The sequence below is a fragment of the Stutzerimonas zhaodongensis genome, from assembly GCF_003696365.1.
Lineage (GTDB): Bacteria > Pseudomonadota > Gammaproteobacteria > Pseudomonadales > Pseudomonadaceae > Stutzerimonas > Stutzerimonas zhaodongensis.
The window spans coordinates 119665-137430 of the sequence record NZ_RFFM01000006.1 but is presented as its reverse complement, the minus strand read 5'-3'; the positions used below and the strand labels follow the sequence as shown (position 1 = coordinate 137430).

The 17766-nt window shown below is 61.9% G+C and carries 17 protein-coding genes and 1 pseudogene; 10 read left to right on the top strand and 8 right to left on the bottom strand.

Annotated elements, in window-relative coordinates; genetic code table 11:
- Positions 1-36 precede the first annotated feature (36 nt).
- Together EA797_RS18740 and EA797_RS18735 are read left to right on the top strand one after the other, a co-directional pair.
- Positions 37-429: pseudogene (locus EA797_RS18740) on the top strand (GFA family protein); the annotation flags it as partial.
- A gap of 168 nt (positions 430-597) precedes the next feature.
- On the top strand, positions 598-1104 hold the full coding sequence (locus EA797_RS18735) for a nucleotidyltransferase family protein (protein ID WP_244214165.1): 507 nt from the start codon (positions 598-600) through the stop codon (positions 1102-1104).
- A 53-nt stretch (positions 1105-1157) separates the two neighbouring features.
- Here the strand turns inward: EA797_RS18735 and EA797_RS18730 are convergent, their stop codons facing one another.
- The 3 genes from EA797_RS18730 to EA797_RS18720 form a co-directional block, all read right to left on the bottom strand.
- A complete protein-coding gene (locus EA797_RS18730) occupies positions 1158-1853 on the bottom strand; it encodes a TSCPD domain-containing protein (protein ID WP_122167988.1) in 696 nt (231 codons plus the stop codon).
- 50 nt (positions 1854-1903) lie between these two features.
- On the bottom strand, positions 1904-4054 hold the full coding sequence (locus EA797_RS18725; protein ID WP_122167986.1) for an adenosylcobalamin-dependent ribonucleoside-diphosphate reductase: 2151 nt from the start codon (positions 4052-4054) through the stop codon (positions 1904-1906).
- A 146-nt stretch (positions 4055-4200) separates the two neighbouring features.
- A complete protein-coding gene (locus EA797_RS18720) occupies positions 4201-5268 on the bottom strand; it encodes a zinc ABC transporter substrate-binding protein (protein WP_244214160.1) in 1068 nt (355 codons plus the stop codon).
- Positions 5269-5300: 32 nt separating this feature from the next.
- On the opposite strand from EA797_RS18720, the gene zur reads away from it, so the two are divergent.
- The 4 genes from zur to EA797_RS18700 all read left to right on the top strand — a co-directional run bounded on the left by zur (position 5301) and on the right by EA797_RS18700 (position 8100).
- On the top strand, positions 5301-5786 hold the full coding sequence (gene zur, locus EA797_RS18715; protein ID WP_122167984.1) for a zinc uptake transcriptional repressor Zur: 486 nt from the start codon (positions 5301-5303) through the stop codon (positions 5784-5786).
- Positions 5783-6553, top strand: a complete 771-nt coding sequence (znuC, locus tag EA797_RS18710) for a zinc ABC transporter ATP-binding protein ZnuC (RefSeq protein ID WP_122167982.1) — start codon at positions 5783-5785, stop codon at positions 6551-6553. The genes zur and znuC overlap by 4 nt, the downstream gene beginning before the upstream one ends.
- Before the next feature lie 265 nt (positions 6554-6818).
- Positions 6819-7604, top strand: a complete 786-nt coding sequence (znuB, locus tag EA797_RS18705) for a zinc ABC transporter permease subunit ZnuB (RefSeq protein ID WP_122167980.1) — start codon at positions 6819-6821, stop codon at positions 7602-7604.
- A gap of 4 nt (positions 7605-7608) precedes the next feature.
- Positions 7609-8100: a M48 family metallopeptidase gene (locus tag EA797_RS18700; protein WP_122167978.1), complete on the top strand. Its 492-nt coding sequence runs from the start codon at positions 7609-7611 to the stop codon at positions 8098-8100.
- Between the two features lie 71 nt (positions 8101-8171).
- Here EA797_RS18700 and katE read toward each other — a convergent pair whose 3' ends face one another.
- Complete coding sequence (gene katE / locus EA797_RS18695) at positions 8172-10316, bottom strand: catalase HPII (protein ID WP_122167976.1); 2145 nt, start codon at positions 10314-10316, stop codon at positions 8172-8174.
- A gap of 268 nt (positions 10317-10584) precedes the next feature.
- Here katE and EA797_RS18690 point away from each other — a divergent pair, with 268 nt between their 5' ends.
- From EA797_RS18690 to EA797_RS18675, 4 genes are all read left to right on the top strand, one after another.
- Positions 10585-11607, top strand: coding sequence for a methionine ABC transporter ATP-binding protein (locus EA797_RS18690; RefSeq protein WP_122167974.1), 1023 nt, complete (start codon positions 10585-10587; stop codon positions 11605-11607).
- Entirely contained in the window at positions 11607-12272 is a 666-nt protein-coding gene (locus EA797_RS18685; RefSeq protein ID WP_122167972.1) for a methionine ABC transporter permease, read from the top strand. The genes EA797_RS18690 and EA797_RS18685 overlap by 1 nt, the downstream gene beginning before the upstream one ends.
- A gap of 70 nt (positions 12273-12342) precedes the next feature.
- Positions 12343-13116 (top strand): MetQ/NlpA family ABC transporter substrate-binding protein, encoded by a 774-nt coding sequence (locus tag EA797_RS18680; protein ID WP_122167970.1) that lies wholly within the window; start codon positions 12343-12345, stop codon positions 13114-13116.
- A 182-nt stretch (positions 13117-13298) separates the two neighbouring features.
- Positions 13299-13865, top strand: coding sequence for a putative glycolipid-binding domain-containing protein (locus EA797_RS18675; protein WP_122167968.1), 567 nt, complete (start codon positions 13299-13301; stop codon positions 13863-13865).
- A gap of 51 nt (positions 13866-13916) precedes the next feature.
- Here EA797_RS18675 and EA797_RS18670 read toward each other — a convergent pair whose 3' ends face one another.
- From EA797_RS18670 to EA797_RS18655, 4 genes are read right to left on the bottom strand one after another with little or no spacing between them, the layout of a single operon-like run.
- Complete coding sequence (locus tag EA797_RS18670; RefSeq protein ID WP_122167966.1) at positions 13917-14684, bottom strand: heme ABC transporter ATP-binding protein; 768 nt, start codon at positions 14682-14684, stop codon at positions 13917-13919.
- Complete coding sequence (locus tag EA797_RS18665; protein ID WP_122167964.1) at positions 14684-15721, bottom strand: FecCD family ABC transporter permease; 1038 nt, start codon at positions 15719-15721, stop codon at positions 14684-14686. The genes EA797_RS18670 and EA797_RS18665 overlap by 1 nt, the downstream gene beginning before the upstream one ends.
- Positions 15718-16593, bottom strand: coding sequence for a heme/hemin ABC transporter substrate-binding protein (locus EA797_RS18660; protein ID WP_122167962.1), 876 nt, complete (start codon positions 16591-16593; stop codon positions 15718-15720). The genes EA797_RS18665 and EA797_RS18660 overlap by 4 nt, the downstream gene beginning before the upstream one ends.
- A 2-nt stretch (positions 16594-16595) precedes the next feature.
- Positions 16596-17654 (bottom strand): hemin-degrading factor, encoded by a 1059-nt coding sequence (locus EA797_RS18655; RefSeq protein ID WP_122167960.1) that lies wholly within the window; start codon positions 17652-17654, stop codon positions 16596-16598.
- Between the last annotated feature and the right edge of the window lie 112 nt (positions 17655-17766).

Below are 17766 nucleotides of genomic sequence, written 5' to 3'. Positions count from 1 at the left end.
CTACAAGATCATGAACTCGGTCTGTACTCTCAAAAAATGACTGAAGTGTTCGAGGGAAGCTGCCTTTGCGGCACCATCAAATACCAGACCCGGTCACGGCCAAAAGCTGTTTCTCATTGCCACTGCAACCAGTGCCGCAAAAGCCATGGAGCTGCATTTGCCAGCTATGGCAGTGTGTTGCGCATCGATCTGCACGTTAGTCAGGGTAGGGCTTGTCTTGAATCGTACCAATCTTCAGATTCCGTCCTTCGCCAGTTCTGCCAGACGTGCGGAGCATCTCTATTTTGGTCAAATACCCAAGGTAAATATTCCGATTGGATCTCCATAGCGCTGGGCACACTGGACACAAAATTCACGTCCGGTAAGCAGAAGCATGTCGAGGTGGCGTCCCACGCTCCGTGGTATGAGATCTGCGATGACTGGACTCAGTCCGATCAGGCGCTTGGGATTCGCAAGCATCCAAGCATGGGTGGTTTAGGCGAAACACGGACATATCCATGGCAAGGTTGTAGCGTGTACCGCACTCTAGGCAATGCTCCCCTGGCCCTGCAAAAGCTAACCCAACTATGTTCGATCATTGCTAATGACCCGGTGCGCATGCGTATTCTCCGCATGGTAAAGGAGCAACAACTTCCGGATTGCTGGGTGGCGGCTGGGTTTGTGCGCAGCGCGATATGGGATGAGTTCCACCAGCGTCACACCTCAACGCTGCCTGAGGACGTCGACGTCATTTGGTTCGATCGCGCGCAAGCTACGGCAGTGGTAGATGCACACTATGAAGCCGCCCTACGGAGCATGGACAGTACGGTCAAATGGTCCGTTAAAAATCAAGCGCGTATGCATCTGCGCAACGCTGACCTGCCTTACACTTCGGCAACAGATGCCATGACTTATTGGCCAGAGACAGCCACTGCGATCGCCGTAAGACTTACAGAGTCTGGCATCGAGGTCGCCGCTCCCTTCGGGTTGGACGACCTATTCGACCTGATAGTCCGGCCGACCGCACGATTCCAGTTTGAAAAGCGGCAGGAGTATCTGAATCGTCTGCGACTGAAGAACTGGCTTGCGACTTGGCCCGATTTGAAAATTCTCGCTGCAGACTGACGCGCCTGTTGTATTCGTGATGACCCGAGGATGGCATCTCGGAGTCATCTGCCTCACCCACACTTCGAATTCCCGCAATTCAGGCACGTCGCGCAGCCATCCATCTGCACCACCGCCTGGGTGTTGCACTTGCTGCACAGCTGCGCGCCGGCAGGGAAGCCTTCGCCGGGCTCGACCGTTACGGCGCCCTGGCTGGCTTCGTAAGCGGCGCGCTTTTCGGCCAGGTATTGAAGCTGGGTTTCATCCAGCGTATGGCCTTCGAGCATGCCGATGTGGATCAGATGTCGTTCCAGCACGCCGCCAATCTCTGCGACGATGGACGGCATGTAGACGCCGCCCTTCTTGAGGTAACCGCCGCGAGGGTCGAACACCGCTTTGAGTTCCTCGACGAGAAAGGTGCAGTCGCCGCCCTTGCGGAACACGGCGGACATGATCCGGGTGAGCGCGACGATCCACTGGAAATGGTCCATGTTCTTCGAGTTGATGAAGATCTCGAACGGCCGCCGCTGCTCGTGGGGCGTTCCGGCGTTGAGTACCACGTCGTTGACCGTAACGTAGAGCGCATGCTCGAACAGCGGTGACTTGATCTTGTAGGTCATGCCGACGAGTGTTTCCGGGCGCTGCAGACTTTCATCCATTTCCACCACTGTGGTCTTGCCCGTGGTGTTATCCGCAGTGACGGCTGGGCGCTCCAGGGTCTCGTCGACGACCTTGAAGCCGGTGATGCGTTGAGTGATCTTGACGGTCATTACAGATTTCTCCGTCCGGGCGACCCGCGCCGCCCGGCTCTCGGTCGGGTTCAATATTTGCCGTAGTAGCCTTCTTTCAAGGCATCGAAAAGGTTGGCCGCTGAATTGACTTCGCCGTCGTACTCCACCTCTTCATTGCCTTTGAGCTCGACCACGCTGCCGTCTTCGAGAATGAAGCGGTACAGGGTTTTCTCCAGGTCGGCCTCCTTGACCAGCACGCCCTGGAAGGCCGCCGGATTGAAGCGGAACGTGGTGCACCCTTTCAGCCCCTGCCGCCAGGCGTAGCGGTAGATGTCCTTGAAGGCCTCGAATGGGTAGTCGGTGGGCACGTTGGCGGTTTTGGAGATCGACGAGTCGACCCACTTTTGCGCAGCGGCCTGGATGTCGACGTGCTGGGTCGGGGTAATGTCGTCTGCGGTGATGAAGTAGCCCGGCAGCTGCTCGCCCGACTCGTTCGAGCCCGGCTTGGCGCGCGGGTTGATCAACGTGCGATAGGCCAGCAGCTCGTAGCTGAACACCTCGATTTTTTCCTTGGCTTTGCGACCTGCACGGATCAGGTTGCGCGAGTAGTGATGGGCAAAGCTCGGTTCGATGCCATTGGAAGCGTTGTTGGCCAGGCTCAGGCTGATGGTGCCGGTGGGTGCGATGGAGCTGTGGTGGGTGAAACGCGCGCCCTGCTCGGCCAGCTGATCGATCAGCTCGGGAGCGTATTCGGCGATCTTTTGCATATAGCGCGAATACTTAGCGTGCAGCACGCGGCCCGGCACCTGATCGCCAAGGGTGTAGCCATCCTTTTTCATCTCCGGACGCTTGCGCAGCATCTCGGCGGTGACTTCGAAGGTTTCGGTCAGAAGCGGCGCCGGGCCCTTTTCCTTCGACAGCTCCAGCGCCTGCTCCCAGCCAACCAGCGCCATTTCGCGCGCGACTTCTTCGGTGAATACGCAGGCCTCAGGGCTGCCGTAACGTAGTTTGAGGAGCGTCAGAGCGGACCCTAAACCGAGAAAGCCCATGCCATGACGGCGCTTGCTCTCGATCTCGTGGCGCTGCTGAGCCAGTGGCAGGCCGTTGATCTCGACCACGTTGTCGAGCATGCGGGTGAACAGGCGCACCACTTCGCGGTACTTGTCCCAGTCGAAACGTGCGTCCGCGCCAAAAGGATCGATGACGAAGCTGGTCAGATTGATCGAGCCCAGCAGGCAGGAGCCGTAGGGCGGCAGCGGCTGTTCACCACAGGGGTTGGTGGCGCGGATCGATTCGCACCACCAGTTGTTGTTCAGCTGATTGACCCGGTCGATGAGGATGAAGCCCGGCTCGGCGTAATCGTAGGTGGACACCATGATCATGTCCCACAGGTGTCGAGCCTTGACACGGCCATAGATCTTGCAGGCGACGAGACCGTCTTTGCGAACGATATAGCCGCCGTGGCTCGGCCACTCGCGCCAGAGAACCTGTTCCGGATCGTCAAGATCGAACTCGGCTTTTTCCTTCAGATGCAGGGGAAAGATCAGTGGCCAGTCGGCGTCATTCTCCACCGCCTGCATGAACTCGTCGGTGATCAGCAGGCTGAGGTTGAACTGGCGAAGACGGCCGTCCTCGCGCTTGGCGCGGATGAATTCGCGCACGTCCGGGTGGCCGACGTCGAAGGTGCCCATCTGCGCCCCACGACGGCCGCCCGCCGAACTCACGGTGAAGCACATCTTGTCGAAGATATCCATGAACGACAGCGGGCCGCTGGTGTGTGCGCCGGCCCCCGAGACGAAGGAGCCACGCGGCCGCAGGGTGCTGAATTCGTAGCCGATGCCGCAACCGGCCTTGAGCGTCAATCCGGCTTCGTGAACCTTGCCGAGGATGTCGTCCATCGAGTCGTCGATGGTGCCGGAAACCGTGCAATTGATCGTCGAGGTGGCCGGCTTGTAGTCCTGCGCACCGGCATTGGAGATGATCCGCCCGGCTGGAATCGCGCCGTTGCGCAGGGCCCAGAGAAATCGCTCATACCAGTGCTCGCGCTGTTCGGCGGGTTCGACATCTGCCAACGCTCGGGCCACTCGTTGCCAGGTCCCGTCGACGCTGTCATCGACAGCGCTGCCGTCCTTGCGGGTCAGGCGGTACTTCTGCGCCCAGATGTCTTCTGAGGCGACCTGCAGAGCAATGTCAGGGGTGGTTTTCGTCTCTGCCGCGATGGGCCCGTCCGTCTTCGCCATGCGCTGCGCATCCTCGTGTCGATGGAGTGGAAACCAAAGCACGAAGCATAGTCACGGACGCCAGAAGCACTATGACGTGAATCAAGTCGGCCGACGGGCGACCCTGGAGGCGCCCAACGGCAAAGGTGCCGCCGGGCGGGGCGGGATCAGAGCGACTCCAGACAACCGGCCAACGAGGTTCCAAGGTTATCGATCAGCTGCTCGTAGCCGCCAGCGGAGGCGTCAATGCCATACCCCAGGGCGTCCAGTTCGGCGACCTTCGCCGGGAGGCCGCGGGTCAGGCTGTCCGCCAGACGTGGCCTAACAGGCGGTTCGTAGAACACGCAGCTGGGGCCGGCCTGCTCCAGGCGCTCGCGCATCGCGGCGACGTGACGCGCCCCTGGCTGGGCTTCGCCCCCGGCACTGAACACGCCGGTGTGTTTGATGCCATAGGCCGCCTCGAAGTATTCGTAGGCCTCATGGAAGACGAAGAAGGGCTTGGAGCGGGTCTCGCTCAGGCGCTTGCTCAAGCGATCGTCGAGGGCAGTCAGGCGCTGCTTGAATGCAGCGAGGTTGGATTCGTAACGCGTTGCGTTGTCCGGATCTGCCTTCGCCATGTCTCGGGCCATGGCCTCGGCAATCACCACGGCATTGGCCGGCAACAACCAGAGGTGTGCGTCCAGACTGCCGGGACGATGGTCGTGGTCATGCTCATCATGACCGGCCGCCTGCGCGGCGACCGTCTTATGATCAGGTTCGGCGTGGTCATGCTCGGCATGCGCTTCATGGGCATGTTCGTCGTGATCGTGATCGTGATCGTGATCGTGATCGTGATGAGCATGCTCGTCGTGCGCGCCTTCACCGAAATGCCGCAAGGTCATGTTGGGCAAGGACTGGACGGCAGCGCTGGGTTTATCGCGGCCCTGCAGTACCGGCACCAGGAAAGTCTCCATGTCCGGGCCAATCCAGTAGAACAGATCGGCGCTACGGATCTGCCGTACGTCGGATGGGCGCATGGCATAGTGGTGAGGCGAGGCGCCGGGTGGCAGCAGAACGGCAGGCTTGCCTGCGCCGTCCTGGACCGCCGCTGCAATCAGCTGCAACGGCTTGATACTGGTCAGCACCTCGACATCGGCATGAGCCGAGACAGTGCAGAAGAGGCTGGCGGTCAGAAGCAGCGGACGCGAAAAAAGACGGAACACGGACAACACTCGATTGAACTGAATGGGTAACATAATAACGTCTCTAAGCCACCTCGTCTCCGCTCATGCCCAACTCCCCGCTGGCCTGCACGCCCCACGACCATGACCACTGCGTCAGTAATGCACTGGCAGAAGCCGATCACCTCTGCGCGCGCTCCGGTGTGCGTCTGACTGCGCTGCGCAAACGGGTGCTGGAACTGGTCTGGCAAAGCCACAAGCCGCTGGGCGCCTATGACATTCTCGCCGAACTGACAGCCCAGGACGGTCGCCGGGCGGCGCCGCCCACCGTTTACCGGGCGCTGGATTTCCTGCTGGAGAACGGGCTGGTGCATCGCATCGCATCGCTCAACGCATTCGTCGGTTGTAATCACCCAGAGCACCCTCACCAGGGGCAGTTCCTGATCTGCCGCAACTGCCACACAGCCATCGAGCTCGAGCAGGCCGCCATCAGCAGCGCTATCGATCAGGCTGCACGGGGCGTAGGGTTTCAGGTCGAAGGGCAGACAGTCGAAGTGGTCGGCCTGTGCGACCAATGCCGCAAAGCCGCATGAGCGAAGCGCTGATCCGTCTGGATGACATCCACGTGCGCTTCGCCAAGCAGGCAGTGCTTGAGGGTGCGCAGCTGCAGGTACACCGCGGCGAGATCGTCACCCTGATCGGCCCCAACGGCGCCGGCAAGACGACGCTGGTACGCGCCGTGCTCGGATTGCTCAAGCCGGACAGCGGCTCGGTCTGGCGCAAGCCGCGGCTGCGCGTCGGCTACATGCCGCAAAAGCTGCACGTCGACCCTACGCTGCCCTTGTCGGTGCTGCGCTTTCTTCGTCTGGTGCCAGGTGTAGACCGCGCTGGTGCATTGGCCGCGCTGGCGGAGGTCGGTGCAGAAGATGTCATCGACAGCCCGCTGCAATCCGTCTCCGGCGGCGAGATGCAACGGGTATTGCTGGCCCGCGCCCTGCTTCGCGAACCGGAGCTGCTGGTACTCGACGAGCCAGTTCAGGGCGTGGACGTATCAGGTCAGGCCGAGCTTTATCGGCTGATCGGCCGATTGCGCGACCGTTACGGCTGCGGCGTGCTGATGGTCTCCCACGACCTGCATCTGGTGATGAGTTCCACCGATCAGGTGGTCTGCCTGAACCGCCACGTTTGCTGCTCCGGCCATCCGGAACAGGTGAGTACCGATCCGGCCTTCGTCGAGCTGTTCGGGCAGGACGCCCGCAGCCTCGCGGTTTATCACCACCAGCACGACCACAGCCATGACCTGCACGGCGGCGTGGTCACCGGCAAACCCCACGTCCACGGCCCGAATTGCAAGCATTGAGGGGCGTTCGATGCTTCTGAGCATCTTGCGACGGAGCGGATTTTGCTGCAGAGCAAGGCATGAGGAGGGAACTTCGGTGGGTCCAATAGAACGACGAGGAACACCGCGCGGGTGCAAAACTGGCCTGTCTCAAAGGGTTGTGCGGCAAGCAGCGATCGCCACCCCGGTGCTCTCCCTTTACGACAGCGTCATGCTTCCCGCGCCGATCCAGGCGTCCCTGGCCGTGGCAACGCGGCTTGCACAGAGGTACCGATAGGCTCCGTTTATGCCAGATTTTCTACTCAACGCCCTGCTCGCCGGCCTTGCGCTGGCGCTGGTAGCCGGTCCGCTTGGCTCCTTCGTGGTCTGGCGGCGGATGGCCTATTTCGGCGATACCCTTTCTCACTCGGCGCTGCTCGGCGTAGCGCTGGGCCTGATGCTGGACGTCAACCTGACCCTGGCGGTGACTTTCTGCTGCGTCCTGCTCGCGGTGCTGCTGGTGACCCTGCAACAGCGCCAGCCGCTGGCATCCGACACCCTGCTCGGCATCCTGGCCCACAGCAGCCTGTCCCTCGGCCTGGTGTCGCTGAGTTTCATGAAGGACGTGCGCATCGACCTGATGGGCTATCTGTTCGGCGACTTGCTGGCGGTCAGCCCAACCGACCTGGCCTGGATCGTCGGCGGCTCGGCTCTGGTGCTGATCGCATTAGCTTTTCTCTGGCGACCGCTGCTAGCGGTAACGGTGCATGAGGAACTGGCCAAGGTCGAAGGCCTGCCCGTCGCCGGTATCCGCCTGGCGCTGATGCTGCTGATCGCCATCGTGATTGCCGTCGCGATGAAGATCGTCGGCGTACTCCTGATCACCTCACTGTTGATCATCCCGGCTGCGGCGGCACAACGCCACGCCCGCACGCCAGAACAGATGGCGCTGGGGGCAAGCCTGCTCGGGTTGCTCGCCGTGTGCTGCGGCCTGACGCTCTCCTGGTATCAGGACACGCCTGCAGGCCCGTCTATTGTCGTTTCAGCCGCAGCGATGTTCCTGCTCAGCTTCGCCTGGCCACGTCGGAACTAGGCTGATGACCACGCTGAAGTACCTGCAGGGCTATCCGGAATCATTGCAGCAACAGGTTCGCCGAATGATCGAGGAGCAGCGGCTCGGTGACTATCTCGAGCGCCGCTATCCGCAACGGCATCAGGTGCAAAGCGACAAGGCGCTATATGGCTATGTACAGCAGCTACGCCAAAGCCACCTCAAGAGCGCACCGAGCATCGACAAGGTTCTTTACGACAACCGCCTCGACCTCACCCACCGCGCGCTCGGCCTGCACACCGCAGTATCGCGCGTTCAGGGCGGCAAGCTGAAAGCCAAGAAGGAGATTCGCGTCGCTGCCCTATTCAAGGAAGCGGCGCCGGAGTTTCTGCAGATGATCGTGGTGCACGAACTGGCGCACCTGCGCGAGAGCGATCACAACCGCGCGTTCTACAAGCTCTGCGAACACATGATGCCCGGCTACGCGCAGACCGAATTCGACCTGCGCTGTTATCTGCACTGGCGCGAACTCGCTTAACCACAGGATTCTGCAGACACAAAAAAGGCGGCCCGGAATCAACCGGGCCGCCTTTGATTACGCGGCTGCAGTTACGCCGGAACCTGCTCCGCTGCGGGCTCGCGCGCCCAGATGCGGTGCTGTGCCAACGCCTGGGCGAACGCCGTGAACACTGTCCCCACATCACTATCCTCACCGGTCACCAGACCAGCATCCTCTGGAAGATTGAGGGCCGTGAGCAGTTGCCGGGCGTCGCCCAGCACGGCAATCGGCTTGAGGTGCTTGTAGGCTTCGAGCAGGTAATGCTTCGCTACGCCCGACTTGGCCATGGCCTGCACGCTTTGCGCACCGCCCGGTACGAAAACCGCGTCGAAGGCGATCGAAGGCATGCCGTCCATTGCTGCATCCGGCGTCAGCATCGTGCCGTCCGCAGCCTTGACCGGCGCCGGCGATGGACCAATCAGCTTGGCCAGCGCGCCCTCCTCTGCCAGTTTCTTCTTGAATGCATCGATTGCAGCGCCGTCCACGCCGTTGGCGATGAGGATGGCGACCTTGCGCGACTTGATGTTGCCGGGCAGGTGATTCATCAGGCTCAGGGCCGGTGAACTCGACGGTGTCGGCTGCTTGAGGCTGATGGTCGGTGCGTTCGGCGGCGTAACACCGATGTTTTCAGCAACGCGGCGCGCCAGCTCCAGATCGATATTGGCGAGGATCTCATTAACCTGACGTTCCCGGATGTAGACGCGCTCGACTTTGCCCAATTCGAAGCTGTAGGCGCCGATGATGTGCTCCTTCTCCGGGGCGCTCATGCTGTTCCAGAACAAGGTCGCCTGGGAGAAGTGATCGCCGAACGATGGGCTCCGGGCCCGTACCTTGTGCCCTTCCATGCGTTCCGGATAGCTCTCGAATCCGCCACCGCTGGCTGCTGGCGGGGTTTCTTTCGGCCAACCGCTGTCGATGGAGTTGGGCTCGTAGTTGGCGCGGCCCTTGTTGATCGTCTGCCGATGAAACGCGTCGCGCTGGTTGTTGTGCACCGGCGCAATGGAGCGGTTGATCGGGATCTCGTGGAAGTTCGGCCCGCCGAGGCGCAGCAATTGGGTGTCGGTGTAGGAAAACAGACGGCCCTGCAGCAGTGGATCGTTGGTGAAATCGATGCCGGGCACGATATGGCCGATATGAAATGCGGCCTGCTCGGTCTCGGCGAAGAAATTGTCCGGATTGCGATTAAGGGTCATCTTGCCGAGCTTCTGCACCGGCACAAGCTCTTCGGGGATGATCTTGGTTGGGTCCAGCAGGTCGAAGTCGAACTTGTGCTCGTCGGCTTCTTCCACCACCTGCACGCCCAGTTCCCATTCGAAGTAGTCGCCCATCTCGATGGACTCCCACAGGTCGCGGCGGTTGAAGTCCGGGTCCTTGCCGGCCAGCTTGAGGGTTTCGTCCCAGACCAGCGAGAAGGCCCCAGCGACCGGCTTCCAATGGAATTTGACGAAACGGCTCACGCCCTCGGCGTTGATCAGGCGGAAGGTGTGCACGCCGAAGCCTTCCATCGCCCGCAGGCTGCGCGGGATACCGCGGTCGGACATGGCCCAGATGACCATGTGTGCCGACTCCGGCGTCAGCGATACGAAGTCCCAGAAACTGTCGTGGGCCGACTGGCCCTGCGGGATTTCGTTGTGTGGCTCGGGCTTCACAGCGTGGACGAAGTCGGGAAACTTGATCGCATCCTGAATGAAGAACACCGGCATGTTGTTGCCGACCAGGTCGAAGATGCCTTCGTCGGTATAGAACTTGGTGGCGAAACCGCGCACGTCGCGAACGGTGTCGGCCGAGCCACGAGAGCCCTGCACGGTGGAGAAGCGCACGAATACCGGCGTTTCCTTGCCCTTTCCGGCGAGGAAGGACGCCTTGGTCAACGAGCTGTGGTCGTCATAGCTGACAAATACGCCATGGGCCGCCGAACCCCGCGCGTGGACGATGCGCTCGGGGATGCGCTCATGGTCGAAGTGGGTCAGTTTTTCGCGCATGATGAAGTCTTCGAGCAGCGAGGGACCCCGCTCGCCAGCTCGCAGGCTGTTCTGGTTGTCGGCGATCTTCACGCCTTGATTGGTGGTCAGCGCTTCGCCTGTGGCATCGCTGCGGGACACTTCGAGGTCATCGAGCTTGGCGTTGTGGTTCTGCCTATCGACGGTGTTGGTACCGGCGAGCTCGCTGTGCTTCGGATCTTTCTTGTGCGTCATCTTGGGCCTCGGTTGAGCAGGTTTGCTGAACCGCGAAGGAACCTGGCCGCAGTGATGGCGGCCGATTACACGATCAATTCACGGTGTACCGGTTAGTGACCTCTCGAATCCGCTCAAGGTTGCGTCATGCGACGATTTGCACGGTCTATCAGGCCAATGGCCTGCCTCAATGATTTCACTGCGCTACGCCGAACGCCTGCAAACGCGTAGAATGCACGCCCCTCGCCGACCATCCCGGCGCTTACGACCGCACCCACAAGGTTCGCCCGTGATCGAATTTCAGCAAGTCCACAAAACCTATCGGGTCGCCGATCGCCGGGGCGCAGGCCGCGAAGTGCCCGCGCTCCAACCGACCGACTTGGTGATTGGTGCTGGCGAAGTGTTCGGCCTGATCGGCCACTCCGGGGCTGGCAAGAGCACGCTGCTGCGCCTGATCAACCGCCTGGAGGAGCCTTCCGGCGGGCGCATTCTGGTCAATGGCGAAGACGTCACGGCGCTGGATGCCGATGGCCTGCGGCGCTTCCGCCAGCGCGTCGGGATGATCTTCCAGCACTTCAACCTGCTGATGTCCAAGACGGTCGCCGACAATGTGGCCATGCCACTGCGCCTGGCCGGCAACCATTCCCGCGCTGAGATCGACAGCCGCGTCGCCGCCCTGCTGGCGCGCGTAGGGTTGCAGGACCATGCACGCAAGTACCCGGCTCAGCTCTCGGGCGGTCAGAAGCAGCGGGTCGGCATCGCCCGCGCGCTGGCCACCGAGCCGGACATCCTGCTTTGCGACGAAGCCACCAGCGCGCTCGACCCGCAGACCACCGCTTCGGTGCTGCAGCTGCTGGCGGAGATCAATGCCGAGCTGAAACTGACCATCGTGCTGATCACTCACGAGATGGACGTGATTCGCCGCGTCTGTGACCGCGTCGCGGTGATGGACGGCGGCGCCATTGTCGAGCAGGGCCCGGTGACGGACGTATTCCTGCACCCGAAACACCCCACCACCCAACGCTTCGTCCTTGAAGACGAAGCGGTCGATGATGGCGAACAGCGTGATGATTTTGCCCATGTGCCAGGCCGCATCCTGCGCCTGACCTTTCAGGGCGAGGCCACGTACAAGCCGCTGCTAGGCACCGTGGCGCGGGAAACCGGGGTGGATTTCAGCATCCTCTCCGGCCGCATCGATCGCATCAAGGACACGCCTTATGGCCAGCTGACCCTCGCCCTGGTCGGTGGTGACATGGCTGCGGCGCTGGCCCATCTGGATGCCGCTGACGTACACGTGGAGGTGCTGCGCTGATGGAAGCCCTATTGGCAAACGTCGACTGGTACGAGATCTGGCTGGCTACGCTGGACACCCTGCTGATGCTCGGCGGCTCGCTGCTGTTCACCATCCTGCTGGGCCTGCCGCTGGGCGTGCTGCTGTTTCTCACCGGCCCGCGCCAGTTGTTCGAGAACGGCCCGCTGTATGCCTTTCTCTCCTTTGTGGTCAACGTGCTGCGCTCGCTGCCGTTCATCATTCTGCTGATCGTGATGATCCCTTTCACGGTGCTGATCACCGGCACCTCGCTGGGCGTCGCGGGCGCCATTCCACCGCTGGTGGTGGGCGCCGCGCCCTTCTTTGCCCGGCTGGTGGAAACCGCCCTGCGGGAAGTGGACCGTGGCATCATCGAAGCAACCCAGGCCATGGGCGCCACCACCCGCCAGATCATCTTCAACGCATTGCTGCCCGAGGCGCGCCCGGGCATCATCGCCGCTGTTACCGTTACCGCCATCACGCTGGTCTCCTATACCGCCATGGCCGGCGTAGTGGGGGCAGGCGGTCTTGGCGACCTGGCCATCCGCTTCGGCTATCAGCGTTTCCAGACCGACGTCATGGTGGTCACGGTTGTCCTGCTGCTGATGCTGGTGCAGGTACTGCAAAGCGTTGGCGACAAGCTGGTTACGCATTTTTCCCGTAAATAACTGCCCATATTCAGGTCTTACAACCACAGATGATCGGCGACCGGTTCGTCGAGTCAGACAGGAGCTTTCCATGAAAAAACTGCTTGCCGCCTTTGCCGCTGCCGCGGCGTTCTCCGCTCAGGCCGCCGATGTTCTGAACGTCGCAGCGACTGCTGTACCGCATGCCGAGATCCTTGAGTTCGTCAAACCTCAGCTGGCCGAACAAGGCGTTGACCTTAAGGTGAAGGTCTTCACCGACTATGTGCAACCGAACATTCAGGTGTCCGAGAAGCGCCTGGACGCCAACTTTTTCCAGCATCAGCCGTACCTGGATGAGTTCAACAAAGGCAAGGGCACCGAACTGGTCAGCGTTGCAGGTGTGCACATCGAGCCCTTCGGTGCCTATGCGAGCAAGCTGAAGTCTCTGGACGAGCTGCCTAACGGCGCGACAGTCGTCATTCCCAACGACGCCACCAATGGCGGCCGTGCCCTGCTGCTGCTGCAGAAAGCCGGCGTGATCACTCTGAAGGACGGCGCCGGCATCACCGCTACGCCAAAGGACATCGCCGAGAACCCCAAGAACATCAAGCTTCGCGAGCTGGAAGCCGCGACCCTGCCGCGCGTGCTGACCCAGGTCGACATGGCGCTGATCAACACCAACTACGCGCTGGAAGCCAAGCTGAACCCCACCGAAGATGCCCTCTACATCGAAGGCAGCGATTCGCCCTACGTGAACATTCTGGTCGCTCGCCCGGACAACAAGGACAGCGCCGCCATGCAGAAGCTGATCGAGGCGCTGCACAGCGAAGAGGTCAAGCAGTTCATCAACGAGAAGTACAAAGGTGCCGTGGTTCCGGCGTTCTGATCGCCTGTGAGCTAGCCCAGCGAACCCCGCCTTGTGCGGGGTTTTTTGTGGGCTGCTATACGACTTGCACGATAACGGGAGCACTGTCGTCAGCGGCCATTCGCTTTGCTCGGCATTGCGCAGTCGAACATTTAAAACGGTCTCAGGTTAGGAATAGCGGCCCGGGAAGCACGGAGATTTCAATGCAGACAACGGTTAAATGGTGCGACTGGAGTGGGAAAGGCCTCGATTATTGCTCCTTTGGTACCAATAGCGACTCGTCAATTCTCGATGGAGTAGTCATCGGCACCCGCGAAGGTAATTACGGTGCGCGCTACTTCGTGCTTACCGACACTTGTTTCCGCACACGTGAAGTGAAGGTCGAATACGTCGGCGGGCCACGCATGCACATATGCACAGATGGCAAGGGGCGCTGGCACGATTTGATTGGCAACGAGCCAATTGAATCTTTAACTGGCTGCTTGGATGTCGATATTGGCGTAACGCCCGCCACGAATACCCTTCCCATCAAACGCCTCAAACTAGCGGAGCAGGAAAGCCAAGAGATAATCGTAGCTTACGTCCCACTACCTACTCAGATTACAGGCGTTTTTTTGCCTCGGATTGCTCAACAACGCTATACCTGCATCACTCTCAATCAGCGATACAGATATGAGGGGATTTTCCGGAAGTTTGCTGCGGATCTCGACCTAGACCGGCACGGCCTTGTGCTGGACTATCCTGAAACCTTTCGAAGGGTCCACTCCTAGGCGCTCAACTCAGGTAGGGGTGCAATCACCGTTGGGCCGAACACGATCCACTCATCGCACCACCACCAGCGGGTGTCCCCGTTCAGGATGGCGCTGCACCAGCACGTCCAGACCGAACACGTCATGTAGAGGTTCTGCCTGCAGTACGGCATCGACTGAACCCTGTAAATATGCGCGTCCTTCGTGCAGGAGCAGCAACCGATCGCAGTAGCGTGCCGCCAGATTGAGGTCATGAAGGATCACCAACACGGCCGCGCCGCGCTCGGCAAAGCCACGTACGGCTTGCAAGGTGCTGTGCTGATGCAGCGGGTCGAGTGCGGCGGTGGGTTCATCCAGCAGCAACACACGACCTTCCGCGCCAGGCCAAAGTTGCGCCAACACTCGGGCTAGGTGCACCCGCTGACGCTCACCACCGGAAAGCGACAGGTAACTGCGACCCTCGAGATGGCAGGCATCGGCCGCGGCCAACGCCTGCTCGACGATCAGCGAATCCGCTGCGCGACCTTCGGCATGGGGCAAGCGACCCATGGCGACCACTTCTTCCACGCGAAAGCCAAAACTCAGGCTGGACTGCTGCGGCAACACGGCCAGGCGATGGGCGCGTTCGCGTGACGGCCAGTCATGCAGCGGACGATCCGCTAGTAACACCCCCCCGGTTGTGGCTACGAGTTCACCGCTGAGAGCACCAAGGAGGGTGCTCTTGCCTGCGCCATTCGGACCCAGCACGCCAAAGATCTCTCCAGCCCGCAAGTGCAAGTCGACGCCATGCAGGACGCAACGGGCTGCACGGCGCACATCGAGGTTTTGCGCGCGAAGCATCAGTTGCGCCCCCTGACCAACAGGAACAGGAAAAAGGGTGCACCGAGCAGCGCCGTAACGATGCCGATCGGCAGTTCGGCCGGCGCCAGCAGCAGTCGCGCCAGCAGGTCGGCAACCAGCAGCAGGCTGGCGCCCGCAAGGGCCGAAGCGGGCAACAGCACGCGATGGTCCGGCCCGCTTACCAGGCGAATCAGGTGCGGCACGACAAGGCCGATAAAGCCGATCAGCCCCGCCGCTGTCACTGCAGCGCCAACGCCAAGGGCAGTGAGAAACACCAGCTCGCGTTTGAGTCTCTCGACCGAGAAGCCGAGGTGCCGCGCTTCGGATTCGCCCAACAGAAGCGCGTTGAGTGCAGCCGCCCGGCGCGGCAACCAGAGCGCCACCCCGGCGGTGATCAGCAGCAACGGCCAGAGGCGCGCATAGCTCGCACCGTTGAGGCTGCCCAGATTCCAGAATGTCAGGGTGCGCAGGGTGGCATCGTCGGCGAGGTAGGTGAACAGGCCAATGGTGGCAGCGGCTAATGCGGTCAGCGCGATACCCGCCAGCAGCATGGTGGCGACGCTGGTCTGGCCGTCCCGGCGGCCCAGCCGATAGACCGTGGCGGTGACCGCCAGCCCGCCGGCGAAGGCGCTCACCGACAGCAGATAGGGTTCCAAGGCAGCGGGCAGACCGCCAAATGCAGAGCCAAAGACTATGGCCACCGCAGCACCCAGCGCTGCGCCGCTGGACACGCCGATCAGCCCAGGGTCAGCAAGGGGATTGCGAAAGAGTCCCTGCATCGCCACGCCCGTCAATGCCAGCACCGCCCCGACAGCCAGCCCCAGCAGCGTGCGCGGCAAACGAATCTGCCCGAGGATGAGTTTGGCCTGGGCTAGCTGCGGATCGGCTTCGCCCATCCCCGCGAGGTTTAGAACTGCGCGCCAGGTGTCGCCCGGCGCAAGGCTGACCGGTCCCAATGCCAGCGATAACCAGATGGACAGCAGCAACAGGACCGCCAGCAAGGCGAACAGCGGTCGCGGAGGTAAGACGCGGGTCATCGGGATATGTCGGTAAGGGCCTGCGCGTGAGGATAAAAGGCTGCGGACAGCGCCGCCAGCTCCGCAGGCAAACGCGGCCCGAGCCCGCCGACCAGCAGAGTCGGGTCGAGGCTGTAGATCCGCGACTCGCGCACCGCACGCAACGAAGCCAGCGCCGGGTGCCGAGCGAGCAAAGCCTCACGCATCGCGTCGCCTTGGAGGCTGCGGTCAGTGATGATCAGCACATCCGGATCGAGCGCGGTCAGGGCCTCGCTGGAGAGCGGCTTGAAACCGCTGTGGCTGGCCAGGTTACGGCCGCCGGCCTGATCGATCAGCCAGTCGGCACTGGTGTCCCGACCGCCCACTAGCAGGTTCCCGCCGCCCTGCCCCAGCAACAGCAGCACACCGGGCGCCGCCTGTGCGGTCTGGGCCTTGGTGATCCATTCACGCTGGTCCTTCAGACGTTTTCGATAGTCATCCAGCAGCTGTGCCGCGCGCGCGGGCTCACCCAGCAGGCGGCCCAGCGTCTTGAGGTTGCTGGACAACGCCTGAGGGTCTGGCGCGGCAGAGAGTGTCGTGACCTCGACGCCGGCGCCGCGCAATTGCTCCAGCACGGTCGGCGGGCCCATCTCTTCCGTACCGATCAGTATCTCGGGAGCCAATGCGAGGATGCCTTCGGCCGCCAGCTGACGCTGATAGCCGATGCTTGGCAGCGCTTGCACCGAGTCTGGATGCTGGCTGGTGGTATCGACCCCGACCAGCCGGGACTCGCCGCCCAGAGCAACCACCCATTCGGTCAACGAGCCGCCGGCGCTGACCCAGCGTTGCGGCACCGATTCGCCCTGAGCCGCAGCGCTGACCAGCACCAACAGTGACGCCAATAGCTTGTGCATGCTCACGCCTCCAAGGCTGCCGGCGCCTCGGCCAGCGCTCGCCAGTCGTCACGCTCGGGGATGCCAGGCTTGCGGGCACCGAACAGCTGGACCACCAGCTCGCCGTCGGCATCGATCGCCTCCAGGCTGGTGATCACGCCATCGCTGCTCGGCTTGCGCACCCGCCACAGCTCGGTGATGCCGCGTGTGTCGAGATGCAGATTGAAATCCGGATCCAGCACGTTGAACCAGTGGTGCATCCAGCGCAGGTTGTTGACCAGCCCGGTGTGGATCTGGATGCAGTGACGGTTGCCAACGAACACCATGATCGGCATCTGCGCAGCGGCTGCGCCCTCGAACAGTACCGACAGTTCGTTCAGCGGCAACCGCTCGGCCCACTCGCGCCCTGCCAGCCGCAGCGCCTGGGTGCGCTGCGCGCCGTGCTTCTTCAGCAGGGCTAAGAAATGGTGCGTGTCTTTCAGCTCGGCCCAGCCCTGGCGCAGAGACACGCCATCGATCTCCGTATCGGCCAGAACCACCGGTGCAGGCACGCGTGGTCGCAGGGCCAATGCCGCGTTCTGTAGCGGCGTGGCGAAACGCTCGATCAGCGTTGCCCAGGCGTCCAGATCGCTGTTCTCAGTCAGGTAGACCTTGTGCACCGCCACACCCTGGTGATCGAAGATCTGCAGGCTGCGCTGCATGCCCTCTGGGGTCTGCTCATTGATCGCAAATGCGCTGGCCCAGCCAGCGAGAAACAGGCGCAGGTCGATGTCCGGCGAGACCACCAGTCCCACCTGACCGCTGCCACCAATGGTCGTCTCTCGGTAGATACCCTTGCGCTCATGAACGCAATGCTCGTTTCGCGTCAGCGCCATGATCCGGCCAAGTGACTCGAGAGCAGGCAGCAACTCGCGCCAGTCCGGCTGCAGGCGGATGGCGTCAAGGCCCAGCCTGCTGGCCACCAGCTCGGCCTCGCTGACGTCCAGTGCCGCTGCGGCATCGCGTGCGCGCAGCATCGGCTGGGTCTGACGCAATGCCTGCCAGTTCTGGTACAGCGTGGAAGAAGTAGCGGTAAGCGGCATCTCCAAAGCTTCCTTGAAAAGAGAGAAGGACGGCCCGCTGACGGGCCCGAGGCGACCGAGCTTACAGTCAAATCAAACTAATTATCAAATGCGAATGATTTACATCATGATG